This window comes from Nonomuraea muscovyensis (genome assembly GCF_014207745.1).
In the GTDB taxonomy this organism is placed as follows: Bacteria; Actinomycetota; Actinomycetes; order Streptosporangiales; family Streptosporangiaceae; genus Nonomuraea; species Nonomuraea muscovyensis.
The window spans coordinates 240,841-253,042 of the sequence record NZ_JACHJB010000001.1; the positions used below are offsets into that span (position 1 = coordinate 240,841).

The 12,202-nt window shown below is 71.0% G+C and carries 11 protein-coding genes; 7 read left to right on the forward strand and 4 right to left on the reverse strand.

Going from position 1 to position 12,202, the window contains the following annotated elements; translation table 11 throughout:
• The first annotated feature begins 349 nt into the window (after positions 1 to 349).
• The 4 genes from FHU36_RS01145 (at position 350) to FHU36_RS01160 (ending at position 6,437) form a co-directional block, all read left to right on the forward strand.
• Entirely contained in the window at positions 350 to 1,444 is a 1,095-nt protein-coding gene (locus FHU36_RS01145) for a ThiF family adenylyltransferase (protein WP_185081953.1), read from the forward strand.
• On the forward strand, positions 1,423 to 2,697 hold the full coding sequence (locus FHU36_RS01150) for a hypothetical protein (RefSeq protein WP_185081954.1): 1,275 nt from the start codon (positions 1,423 to 1,425) through the stop codon (positions 2,695 to 2,697). Before FHU36_RS01145 ends, FHU36_RS01150 begins: the two co-directional genes overlap by 22 nt.
• 168 nt (positions 2,698 to 2,865) lie before the next feature.
• Complete coding sequence (locus FHU36_RS01155; protein ID WP_185081955.1) at positions 2,866 to 3,729, forward strand: hypothetical protein; 864 nt, start codon at positions 2,866 to 2,868, stop codon at positions 3,727 to 3,729.
• Positions 3,723 to 6,437, forward strand: coding sequence for an outer membrane protein assembly factor BamB family protein (locus FHU36_RS01160; protein ID WP_185081956.1), 2,715 nt, complete (start codon positions 3,723 to 3,725; stop codon positions 6,435 to 6,437). Before FHU36_RS01155 ends, FHU36_RS01160 begins: the two co-directional genes overlap by 7 nt.
• Here FHU36_RS01160 and FHU36_RS01165 read toward each other — a convergent pair.
• Complete coding sequence (locus tag FHU36_RS01165; RefSeq protein ID WP_185081957.1) at positions 6,434 to 7,051, reverse strand: TetR/AcrR family transcriptional regulator; 618 nt, start codon at positions 7,049 to 7,051, stop codon at positions 6,434 to 6,436. The genes FHU36_RS01160 and FHU36_RS01165 overlap by 4 nt on opposite strands.
• A 96-nt stretch (positions 7,052 to 7,147) precedes the next feature.
• Here FHU36_RS01165 and FHU36_RS01170 point away from each other — a divergent pair, with 96 nt between their 5' ends.
• Positions 7,148 to 7,765, forward strand: coding sequence for a TIGR03086 family metal-binding protein (locus FHU36_RS01170; RefSeq protein WP_221495725.1), 618 nt, complete (start codon positions 7,148 to 7,150; stop codon positions 7,763 to 7,765).
• On the forward strand, positions 7,759 to 8,163 hold the full coding sequence (locus tag FHU36_RS01175) for a hypothetical protein (protein WP_185081958.1): 405 nt from the start codon (positions 7,759 to 7,761) through the stop codon (positions 8,161 to 8,163). The genes FHU36_RS01170 and FHU36_RS01175 overlap by 7 nt, the downstream gene beginning before the upstream one ends.
• 294 nt (positions 8,164 to 8,457) lie before the next feature.
• On the opposite strand, the gene FHU36_RS01180 is transcribed toward FHU36_RS01175, so the two are convergent.
• The 3 genes from FHU36_RS01180 to FHU36_RS01190 form a co-directional block, all read right to left on the reverse strand.
• Positions 8,458 to 9,177 carry a haloacid dehalogenase type II gene (locus tag FHU36_RS01180; RefSeq protein WP_185081959.1) on the reverse strand — a complete coding sequence of 240 codons (720 nt, stop codon included), beginning with the start codon at positions 9,175 to 9,177 and terminating at the stop codon, positions 8,458 to 8,460.
• The gene (locus FHU36_RS01185; protein WP_185081960.1) at positions 9,174 to 9,824 is read right to left on the reverse strand and encodes a GntR family transcriptional regulator; all 651 of its coding nucleotides are present in this window, start codon (positions 9,822 to 9,824) and stop codon (positions 9,174 to 9,176) included. The genes FHU36_RS01180 and FHU36_RS01185 overlap by 4 nt, the downstream gene beginning before the upstream one ends.
• A 137-nt stretch (positions 9,825 to 9,961) precedes the next feature.
• The gene (locus tag FHU36_RS01190) at positions 9,962 to 11,107 is read right to left on the reverse strand and encodes an amidohydrolase family protein (protein ID WP_185081961.1); all 1,146 of its coding nucleotides are present in this window, start codon (positions 11,105 to 11,107) and stop codon (positions 9,962 to 9,964) included.
• Positions 11,108 to 11,277: 170 nt separating this feature from the next.
• On the opposite strand from FHU36_RS01190, the gene sigJ reads away from it, so the two are divergent.
• Positions 11,278 to 12,201, forward strand: coding sequence for an RNA polymerase sigma factor SigJ (gene sigJ / locus FHU36_RS01195; RefSeq protein WP_185081962.1), 924 nt, complete (start codon positions 11,278 to 11,280; stop codon positions 12,199 to 12,201).
• Position 12,202: the final 1 nt, after the last annotated feature.

Genomic DNA, 12,202 nt, shown 5'->3' on the forward strand with positions numbered 1-12,202 from the left:
CCTGTCGATCAGGATCAGCCCGACCTGGGTGTCGGCTGGTCGCCGGGGGGAGCCGCGGCTGGGGGCGACGGCCCGCACCATGGCGCCATGTATGGGCTTTCGCCCGAGTCTGTACGTCAGTAAGATCCACGATCAACGGCCCCGACCCTTTTGGGAGGCAGCATGGAGAAGCTGGATCAGGGAACCGACGACAAGAAGGCCACCAAGAAGATCAAGCTCGAGATCAAGCGGCTCGAGAAGGTGGAGACCACCGGGCTTCGTGAGGGTGGCTGATCTCCTCCCATAGACTCACCGGCCGGTCAGGGTCAACCTGACCGGCCTCCTATGTCTTGCGACCTGGAAGGTTCTCGTGCGCGTCCCCCGCATCAAGCGCGTTCACCAGCCCATGACCCTGCCCGGCGACCGCATCATGATCGGCCTCATGCAGCAGGGCATCTCCTCCGAGATCCAGGATGACGAGGACGGCTCGATAGCCCGCCTGATCGTCCTCATGGACGGCACCCGTACGGTCGACGAGGTCTGCGCCGCCTTCGCCGAGACCCATCCCGCCGTCGATGAGCAGGATGTGCGCGAGGTCATCCAGGGGCTGATCGACAACGGCTTCGTCGAGGACGCCGGAGCGCCGCTGCCGGCCAATCTCACCGAACGCGAGGCCAGGCGCTACGAGCCGGCCAGGAACTACTTCGCCTGGATCGACCCGGTTCCGCGCAGCTCGCCGTACGAGATCCAGTCCAGGATCAAGGACGCCAAGGTCTGCCTGCTCGGCATCGGCGGCACGGGCTCGGCGGTGGCGGCGGGGCTGGTCTCCAGCGGCATCGGAGCCCTGCACCTGGCCGACTTCGACACCGTCGAGGAAGCCAACCTCACCCGCCAGCTCCTCTACACCGAGGCGGACATCGGCCAACCCAAGATCGACACCGCCGTCGCGCGTCTGCGCCAGATGAACAGCCTGGTCGAGATCAGCGGGAGCACGCTGAAGGCCGGCGGAGCCGACGACATCGCCCGGCTGATGGACGAGTGCGACGTGTTCGTCCTGTGCGCCGACGAACCTCACCCCGACATCATGTTCTGGACCAACGACGCGGCGCTGCGCACGGGTACGCCGTGGTTCGTCAGCTTCTACACCGGCCCGATGGCCGTCGTCGGATCCCTCATCCCGCACCGGACCGGATGCTGGATGTGCCTGCGGCGTCAGGAGGACCAGCGGGAGTTCAAGGCCCACGGCCGCTCGCTCACCGAGGAACGGCCCAACGCCGTGATCGCGGCCAGTGCCAACATCAGCGGGCACCTGTGCGCCCTGGAGGTGATGTACCACCTCGGCGGCCTGCCCGTGCAGGCCCGCGGCCGCGTCTTCCACTGGAACTACGGCATGTGGGACCACTCCTACTACATCGACATCCCGCACTACGAGGACTGCCCGTCGTGCGGAGCCGGACCGTCGTGAACGCCGTGCCGGTCGCCGCGGAGAGCCGGATCGGCCTCCACCGGCTGATCTCCCGCCCCGACGACGACGATCCGGATGTCGTGGTGGTGGGCAGGGCGGAGATCGGCGAGTTCATCGAGCTGCCCGCCGTGTACGGCGAGGCGATCAGGCTCCTGCGTGAGGGGCTGCCGGTCGGCGCCGTGGAGCAGCGGCTGGCGGCCGAGCAGGACGTGGAGATCGACGTGGCCGAGCTCGTGGAGGCCCTGACGGAGCTGGGCTTCGTCGACTCGGTGGACGAGCAGCGGTTGCCCGACCCCGCGGCGGACGCCCCGCGCAGCCACTTCCGGTGGCTGACCGCCCGGCACGTGAGCTGGATCTTCGGTTGGCCGATGAAACTCGGCTGGCTGCTGGTGGTGGCGGCCGCCCTGGTCACGCTGGCGACCCGGCCCGACCTGCTGCCGCACTACGAGGACTTCTTCTGGAGCGAGTACGTCGGGCTCACGGTGCTGGTCAACACCGTGATGGTGTCGCTGACGCTCAGCACGCACGAGATGATGCACCTGATGGCGGCCCGGTCGCTGGGCGTGCCAGGGCGGATCGGCTTCGGCACCCGGCTGCACAACCTCGTCGTGCAGACCGACGTCACCGCGGTGTGGGGCGTGCCCAGACGGTCGCGGTACCGCGTCTACCTGGCGGGGATGGCCTGGGACCTCTTCCTCATGGCGTCGCTGACCCTGCTCGTCGCCCACACGGCTCTGCCGTCGCTGACGAAGGCGCTCTTCCAGGCACTGGTCGTGGCGGTGCTCATGACCATCCCGTTCCAGCTTCAGGTCTACATGCGCACGGACCTGTACTACGTCCTGCGCGACCTGTTGCGCACCCGCAACCTCTTCGACGACGGGCTCGCCTTCGCCCGCTACCTCCGGACGAGGACCGTCGCGCGGCTGCGCCGCCGCCCCTGCCCGGTGGAGGATCCGACCGGTGACCTCGCGCCTCACGAGCGGCGCGCCACCCGTGTCTACTCCGTCTTCCTGGTCTTCGGAGCCACGGTCTCGCTCACGGCGTTCGCGCTGTTCGCCGCCCCTATCGCGATCGTGGCACTGTTCCGCGCGATCGGCGCCATCGTCGACGGCCTCAACGGCGGCTCGGTCCTGCTGGCGCTGGACTCCGGGCTGCTGATCCTCATCGAGGGCGCCATCCAGGCGCTCTTCGTGGTGACCTTCGTCCGGACCCACCGGCACTGGTTCAGGTGGCGCCGCCCGGCCGAAAACTGACCGCAAACCGCTACAGGCTGAACAATCGACCCCATAGCGAATATCGCGATATCCACCCCAGAACGGCTGCGGCATTCGCCGGAAAAGCGCGCGCTTTTGCGAGCGCGACGTTATGATCGTCGCCTGCTCTCACCCTGTTCGCATATCCGCCCGAGGGATATCTCGCCTATGGGAAAAGGCCGTAAGAGCAAGACCGGAAAAGGCGGCGGGAAGCAGCCGCCCCCGGCCGAGCCGGCCGAGACCGGCAGGTGGAAGGCGACGCGGACCTGGGTCGCGGGGATCGTCAGCGCCGTGCTCGTCGCGGCCATCGGCGTGGTGTTCACCGCCTGGTTCACCTCCCGCGGGACCGACGCGATCGACCGGATCAGCGGTACTCCCCCCGTCACGATCGGCCATGTGGCCGTCCATCACGAGGAGCGGGACCTCGTCCTGCGGGAGCCGGTGACCGACCCGAGGGAACGCGGCATCCTGCTGGGCAGGGCGACCGTAGAGGAACGTGCCGCGTTGTTGGACCGCCACCACGCCGCCCTGACCGATTGGATGAACGCCACGGTCGTCCTCGTGGGCAATCGCAACAGCCTGCGCATCGTCGACATCAAACCGCGCGTCCTCGCCCGCGAGGCACGATCCGACGGCGCGTTCCTCAAGGCCACAACCGCCGGAGGAGAGGTCGACACGGTCGAGCTCGGCGTCGACCTCGACCGGCCGGTGCCCCGCTTCACCACCTCCGACGACCCCGACGTCCCGTACTTCACGAAGAAGCAGATCGATCTCAAGCGGGACGAGCGGGTGACGCTGAGCCTGAAGATCAGGGGCAAGCAGGCGTACTACGAGTTCGACCTCCTGGCCACCGTGCTGGCGGCGGACCGGACCGAGCAGGTCGTGATCAACGGACCGGACGGGTCCCCGTTCCGCCTGACCGGCACGTCCAAGACCTACCGCTCCGTCTACACCGAGGTGCCGGAAGGCGCCTGGGCCCCGGTGCCCACCGCCAGGGTGTGCGTCATGTTCCCGAAGACCGGGGGATGCTGACCGTGCGCCGGCTCGCGCTCGTGCTGGCCGTGGCCCTGGTGACCGGCTCGGCCGTGGCGGCGGACGCGCCCCGCCTCCCCTGGGGGCCGACGGGATGGCAGGCCCTGTGGTCCATGCCCGCCGACGTCGAAGACCCTGACCACCCCGGGGACCTCCACTACGGCGTGTCCGGCGAGGCCCTCGCCGTGTCGACGTCGCGGGGGGCCGTCACGGTCCACGACCCGCTCACCGGCAGGAGGCGCCACACCATCCCCGCCGACCCCGGCAGCCCCGCCCCCATCGCCGGCCTGGGGGTCGCGTCGGGGACGATCGTCGTGTCGAGAGAGGCGCCCGGCGTGGCCGGCTACGTCGTATCCGGCTACGAGCTCGCCACGGGCGCCCCACTGTGGCGGCGTACGGTCACCGCCGCCTCCTCCGCCGGCCCGGTGGTCGGTCTGAGCGTCATGGTGACCGAAGGAGGAGTCACGGTCCTGGACCTGCAGGCCGACCCCGCCACCCTCACCACGTTCGACCTCCGTACCGGCAGGCAGACGACGCGGACGACCCGTCCGCCGCGATGCCGTCTGCAGGGCGGCGCCACCTCCCGGACGATCATGCTGCTCAGCTCCTGCCCGGGGGACCGGGTCGAGCTCGCCTCGGTGGACCCGCGCACCCTGCGGCCGCACTGGACGCGGTCGCTGCCGCGTTCCCTCTCGCTGCCGTCTCAGGACCAGGCGGACGCCCCGCCCACGCTCGGCCTCACGACCGGCGCGGACGGGTACGTGTACGTCGAGGCCGGAGGCGACCAGGTGTTCTACTCCCCGGAGGGCCTGCGGCTGTCCACCGCCCGCGAGGCCGTCGAGCAACGCCCACCCGCCCGGGGCACGGAACCGGAGCGCTGGAGCCAGCCCCTCCTCCTCGGCAGTCCTCCCCGGATCTCGGACAGAGGGTTTCTGGACGTCTCCGCCCGCTGGCCCCTGCCGGCCTTCCTCATCTCCCTGGACACCGTCACCGGCCGCCTCGGCGGGTTGCCCGTCGACACGCCGCTCTCCCGCGCGTTCCTCGTCGGCACGGCCCCGGGCCTCGCCTTCGTCTACGACAAAGTGGGCTGGATCATCGCGTACAAGGCGGCGTACGGGCCGGCCACCGCGCGGGCCCCGTTCGGCGACGTCCCGATGGCCGACTGGCCGGACGCCTGCGCCCTCCTGACCGGCCGCGACGTGAGCCTCGCCGGCGACGGATACCGCCCCAACCCCGGCAGCAGGACCCTGGCGGGAGTGACGACACCGAGGCCCCCGGCCTGCGACTGGATACCGCCGACCGACGACAGGGCCGTCGTCTCGCTCACGGTGGACTGGGTGTTCGGCTCCCCTGCCGCCGCGCGGAAGGCGTTCGCCACCGAAGTCGCCCGGATCAAGCGGAACGGCGTCTACGATCCCGCCTACGAGACCTCCCACGCCATGACGCACACGCCCCCTTCGCCGATGGGACCGCTGGACGAGTCCGTCGTCGTCGCCGGGCCGGTCCTCGTCCGGCTGAGATCGACGTCGCGGCGGGCCGTCCGGCTGCTCACCCCGCTGCTCCAGCGGAACCTGCTCGCCCGCTACGAGCCGGGAGCCGGCGTCCCCGGCGACCGTCCCCGCCACGTCCGCTGGAGCTTCCCCGCCGACGGCAGTGTCGACGACGACCTCGTGCTCGCGGGCCGCACCGTGTACGCCGGCAGCGCCGACGGCAACGTGTACGCGCTGGACGCCGCCTCGGGCGCGGCGCGGTGGAGCCACCAGACCGGCGGCGACGTCTCCTCCACGTCGGTGTCCGGCGGCGCCGTGTACGCCCACAACAGCACCGGACGGATCGTGTCCCTGGACGCCGCCTCGGGCCGGCTGCGGTGGAGCCGCCGGGTCGCCGGGTCGAACGGTGTCGTCCTGGCGGCGGGCACGGTGTACGCGTGCGGCGACAACTCCGAGATCGTCGCGCTGGACGCGGCCACCGGCCGGCCGCGATGGCGCGCCAGGCTCGGCGGGGACGTCCGTTTCGCCACGCCGTCGGTGGCCGGCGGCACCGTCCATGTCGGCAGCGCCGACGGCACGCTGTACGCGCTGGACGCCGCCTCCGGCAGGCGGCGCTGGCGCTTCCGGGCGGACGGGGGGACCGGCTTCCTCCCGCCGGTGCCGAGCGGCGCGACGGTGTACGTCCCGAGCAGGACCGGCCATCTCCACGCCCTGGATCGCGCCACCGGCAAGCCACGGTGGAGCTTCCGCGCGGGTGCCCGGATCACCGCCGGCCCCGTGGTGAGCGGCGGGGCGGTGTACGTGGGCGGCGGCGACGGCGCGCTGCACAAACTGGCCGCCGCCACCGGCCGGACGTCGTGGGACTTCGCACCCGGCGGTGGCGACGGCATCCACGGCGGCCTCGTCGTCGCCCGCGGCACCGTCTACCTGCACCACGTCAACGGCCTGCTGTACGCGCTGGACGCCGCCTCGGGCGGGCGCCGGTGGAGCTTCCCGGCCGGCGACAGCGTCATGTCCCGCCCGGCGGTGGCGCACGGCGTCGTGTACGCCGGGAACGTCGAGGGCCGGGTGCACGCGCTCGACGCCGCCACCGGCACGACCCGGTGGACCTTCCGGACCAGCGGCCAGGTCAGGACGACCCCGGTGGTGGCGGGCGGCCTGGTGTACGTCGGGAGCACGACCGGCGAGGTGTCCGCGATCCCGGCGGCGGGCGGCTAGCTCCGTGTCGCGGAGTCGGTGGCGGCCGCGTGCAGGCGATTCCGGATGGCGGTCCTGGCCCGCTGGTAGGCGACGGGATCGTCGTGCAACAGAGAGACGGCGTTGGCGGTCTCCAGGAACGCGATCAGCTCGAAGGCGAGCTGGTCAGGTTCGGTGTCTTCGGTGAGCTCTCCGAGCCGGCGCGCTTCGTCGACGGTGCGCGTGACCAGGCGGTTCCAGTCGAGGCCGGCGGCGGCGACGGCGTCCCGTACGCGCCCCGGCCGGGCGTCGAACTCGGCGGTGACCGTGAAGAAGAAGCACCCGCCGGGGAAGACCCGCCGCTCGGAGTAGCTCAGCCAGTTGTCGCACAGCCGCCGTACGCGTCCCAGACCCGGCGGCACGGCCAGTGCGGGCTGGATGACCTCGTCGAGGTAGACACTCGCCGCGATCCGGATCGTGGCGAGCTGGAGCTCCTCCTTGGAGCCGAAGTAGCCGAAGAGTCCGCTCTTGCTCACGCCGAGGTCTGCGGCCAGCCGTCCGATCGACAGGCCCTCCAGCCCGTCTTCGGAGGCGATGTCCGCCGCTCGGCGCAGGATCGCGTGCCGCGCCCGGTCGTCTCGAGGTCGGCCCGCCATCACCGCTCCTTTCAGGCACGAACGTTCGTTCAATTATGCCGCACGTGGTAGCGTCCCCAAGTAAGCACGAACGTTCGTGCTGAAAAAGGAGAGATCATGGGTATGTCCTCCATCGACGCGCATGCCTCGGACCTGCGCGACCTCGACCAGCGGGCACTGAAGACCGCCGGGCGGCTGATCGCTCAGGTCGGTCCCGAGCACCTCACCAGGCCCACCCCCTGTGCCGCATGGAATCTGGGCGAGTTGCTGCGTCACCTGGTGAGCGAGAACCTCGGCTTCGCCGCCGCGGCCGCCGGCCTGCCCGCCAACGGGTCCAGGTGGGACAGCGGCGAGCTCGGCGCCGACCCGCACCGCGCCTACCACGAGTCCGCGGCCGCGGTCAGCGCCGCGTTCGCCGCGCGGGACGTCCACGACCGGCAGGTCGAAGTCCGGGAGTTCGGCGTCTTCCGCGGCCGCGTCGCCATGAGCATGCACTTCGTCGACTTCCTCGTTCACGGATGGGACGTCGCCGCGTCCGTCGGCGTGCCGTACCCGCTCGACGAAGAGGCGGCGGTCGTCGCGCTGGCGATCGCCTCTGAATGGCCGGACACCCCGGGCTTCCGCGGGCTTGGCGCTCCCTTCGGCACCCGGGTTCCGGTGCGCGCCGACGCCACCGATTTCGATCGGCTGCTCGGGCTGCTCGGCCGCTCCCCGGCGTGGACGCCGTCATGCTGAGGAGTTCGTGGGCGTCCGGGCCGGCCGCGGGCGTCGACGGCCCCGTCCTGGTCACCGTCACCGCGTTCCAGGCCGACAGGGCGCGCGACCTGCCCGGCATCCACCGATCCGGGCTCGCGCTGCGCCGAGCCTGGCCACAGTTGGACGGCGCGGTCGGGATGTGGCTGTGGACGCAGCCGCTGGAGCGCAGGTGCGGCTCGGTGTCGATCTGGCAGGGCGAGCAGGCCTTGAAACGGTTCGTGGCGTGGCCCGAACACGTCGCGGTCGTGCGACGCTACCGCGGGCGGGGACGGCTGACATCCACCACCTGGACGGCCGCCGCGTGCGAACCCGCGGCGATCTGGGCCGAGGCGCGGCCGCACCTGTCCGGCACACGACTCCCGCGTGAAGAGGTGTAGGCGGGCCGGTCACGGCGATCGGTATCGACGGGCCGACAAAGAAGACGCTGCTTCACCCCAACCGACGTCTCCTGAGGCAACCCGATCGAGGCGTACTTCGGGACACTGCGGCGGTTCGCCTCGGCCAACCCGTTCCCGCATGGGTTGCTCTCCGCCATGCAGGGCATGAACGATCGCCGCCAACCTTCAGTCGTCGGCGCCCGCCTCAGATTCCCGGCCTCAGCGTGGGCGCTCTGAGCCCTGCCGACCGACCGAAGCATCGCACCGGCAGGGCGGGCGAAGGGGGGAAGAGGGTCAGGTGTTCTCGGCGTCGACCGCATCCGCGAACGCGCGCATGGACGTGAAGGTCCAGTCCGGAGTGACGTCGGCCGACGGCGCCGGCGTCGCGCCCCAGCCCGGGTTGCCGTGACGGCGGTTGATCCACACTGTCGGCAGGCCCGCGGCCTTGGCCGGCACGTGGTCGTGAAACAGGCTCTGCGCCACGTGCAGCAGCTTGCCCTCGGCCCCACTCAGCCGCTCGGCCTCGCGCACCAGCGCCTCGAAGTTGCGGGGAGACGGCTTGTAGGAGCCGATGTCCTCAGCGGTGAGGATGCTGGTGAAGGCGACGCCGAGGCGCTCGTTCGAGCCGGCGAAGGAGGCCCGGTCCACGTTCGACAGGATGATGAGCTCGTACCGGCGCGCGAGCCGCTCCAGCGCCTCCGCCGAGTCGGCGAACGCCGGCCAGTCAGGCACGGAGACCGCCAGCGACTCGGCCTCGTCGTCGCTGACCGGCACGCCGAGCCTCGCGCCCACGCCACGCATCGCCCGCGCCAGGATCTGCGGGTAGAGGTCGCTGGGGTGCTCGACCTCGGCCTGTGCCTCGTGCGGCGAGTACGCCGCCAGCAACTGCTCGTCGGTCATCCGCAGACCGTGCGTGTCGGCCCACCTGCGCAGCACGGCCGCGATGCCGGCCTCCCAGTCGATGAGGGTTCCGTAGCAGTCGAAGCTGAGGGCATCGAAGTCGCCGAAGTTCACCGTGCACGCTCCCGGATGAGGTCGAGGAAGAATCGTTCCGAGCCGTCGAAGTGCTCGTGCCAAGCGGCCTTGGCCCGCTCGACGTCGCCGGAGCGCAGCGCCACGAGCAGCTGTTCGTGCTCATACGCCAGGTCGGAGACGCTGTCGTAGGTCGGGCAGAGCTGAGCGATGAGCAGGCGCAGCTCGGCGCTGAACTCGTCGAAGGTGCGCAGCAGACGGGCCGAGCCCGCAGCCACGAACACCGCCCGGTGGAACGCCACATCATGGTCGGCGACCACGTCCCACGAGACGTCGTCGCCCAACGCGGAGAACTCCCGCACTGCCGATTCCATGCCGGTGAGCGGCCGGGCCTGCGAGATGACCATCTCGACCGCGGCGGCCTCAATCGGGCGACGCAGCCGGCACAGGTCGATCGCGTCCTCAGCGGTGAACGACCGGACCTGCGCGCTGCGCCCACGCCCGCGCTCGAGCAGCCCGTCCGCCACCAGCATCTGCACGGCTGCGCGCACCGTTGGCCGCGCCACGCCGAACTCCTGCGACAGGTCGGTGTCGCGCAGTTGTTCCCCGCCTCGGTACTGCCCGGACAGCAGCCGACGGCGCAGTTGGTCGGCGACGGCGTCCGCCACGGTTACCGTTTGGATCACCATGGCTAACTGTATAACAGGTAGCCAGATATCCAGGCAATCCGAGGAGCTGTGCCGGCCGGCCACCTGTCAGGAAGCAGGCGGCGGCCGCAGGCCATCGACGTCCCGACGGAGAAGATCCGGAAGCGCGTACGGCCCCTCTAGCGAGCCTGGCGCACTCCGCGCCGCCAGACGTCGGCGATGGAGCCGGTGGCGGTGATGTCACGGGTGGGATCGCCTTCGACCAGCACCAGGTCCGCGCGGAGTCCGGGGGCGATCCGGCCGCGGTCGTCCAGCCCGAAGTGCCGGGCGGGCAGACTGGTCGCGGCGGCGAGCGCCTCTTCGGCGCCGAGGCCGGCCTCGGTGAGCAGCTGCAGCTCGCGGTGCATGCCAGCGCCGTGGGCGGGTGCGAACGGGGTGGCGTCGGTCCCGGCGAGCAGGGGCACCCCGGCCTGGCGCAGGGCGCGCAGCGCACCTGCGGCGTTGGCGGAGCTGCCGGGACGGGCGCAGTCGGCGGTGTCGACGTGCTGTGCGCTGATCGCTTCGAAGTAGGCGAGCGTGGTCACGACGAAGATTTCATGGGCGCGGACCCGCTCGGCCAAGTGCCGGGAAGCCGGGTCGTCCGGAGCGAGGTCGGTCCATACGTGGGCCAGTCCGTCGACCCCGGCATCGAGCGCTGTCCGCACCTCGGACGCGGTGATCGCATGGGCGATGACCCGCAGACCGGCATCGTGCGCGGCGTTGGCGAGGGCGACGGCGATGTCCGGCGTCATCATCGGAAGGTCGGCGCCGTGCACCGTGCCGTCATCGATGACGATCTTGAGGTAGTCGGCTCCCTCGGCCAGCCGGGCCTGGACGAACGCCGGAGCCTGGGCGGGTTCGGACACGAAGTCGATCGCCGTGACGTCGAGGCCGTCCAGGACGGTGCCGGCCAGGGCCGCCAGCAGCTGGGTCGGGTGCCCGCCGGGTGCGGTGGCCAGGGTGCCCGCGCTGCGGAGATCGGCCACGTCGTCGTTCTCGGCGGCCAGCCGCCGCTGCCGCGCGAGGACCGGCGGGAGGCAGAACATGTCGAGTTCGGTGGTGACCCCGTGCCGCAATGCCTCGGCTAGGCTGCCGTCGAACACGTGCGTGTGCGCGTCGATCAGGCCAGGCAGAAGCGTCTTGCCCGTCCCGTCAATCTCGACGTCGGCCGGGTGAGCCGCACCGGTGTCGACCACGGCGATCAGATCGCCCTCGATCACCACGTCGGCCGTCGCGATGGATCGCTCGCCGTCGAACACGCGGACGTCGCGAATCAGCGTACGCATCGAACATCTCCTCTGGAGGTCGTGAATCCTCGGACGCCACCACAGAGGGATGCCGGCGGCCCGCTGTGACATCGCCACGGGGAGCCGTGGCATGGATCACATCTCAGGCATTCATGTCACACCCTCGACGTGCCGGATCTCTTCGGTCGCGACAGATCAGGAGGTATGTCATGGCATCGACTCCACCGCACGAGACCGGCGCCGCCTTCGAGGAGGCCGTCACCGAGCAGTTCCTCGGGTATCGCGAACTGCTGTTCTCGGTGGTCTACAACATGCTCGGCAGCGTCGCCGACACCGAGGACGCGCTGCAGGAGGTGTGGCTGGCCTGGTCAGCGCGGCACCGTAGACAGGAGGCCGGGCCGGTCGAGAACGCCCGGGCCTATCTGGTGCGGGTCGCGGTGAACCAGGCGCTCGCCCGCCGCGCGGACATGAGCCGCCGGCAGGAGACGTACGTCGGCCCCTGGCTGCCGGAACCGCTGGTCATGGCCGAGGACAACGCCGCGGGCGCCACCGAGCGCATCGCATCGCTGTCGATGGCGGTGCTGGTGGTCCTGGAGACGCTGTCACCGCTGGAACGGGCGGTGTTCGTGCTGCATGAGGTGTTCGGCTTCGGCCATCCGGAGATCGCCGACATCCTCGGCCGCACGCCGGTGGCGGTCCGCCAGCTCGCGGCCCGCGCGCGCCGCCACGTTCACGCGCGCCGTCCCCGTCACCGGGTCGAACCGGACGTCCACGCCCAGGTCACCGAGCGGTTCGCCGCGGCCGCCCTCGGCGGAGACCTGCAGGCCCTGCTCAAGGTGCTGGCACCCGACGTGACGTTGTGGACGGACGGCGGCGGCAAGGGGCCCGCCACCAGCCTGCGGCCCGTGCAGGGCCGAGACCAGGTGGCCGCGCTGTTCATGTCGGTCGCGGCGACGCTGCCCGCCGAAGGGCTGGACATCCGCTACCGGCGTGTGGCCGGCGACCCGTGCGCGCTCGTTTTCTCCGGCGACAGTCCGCTGGCCGTGGTCGTGGTGGATCTCACGCCCGACGGCGACCGGATCGCCGGCATCTACTCGGTTACCAATCCCGACAAACTCACCGGGATCCGCTGAA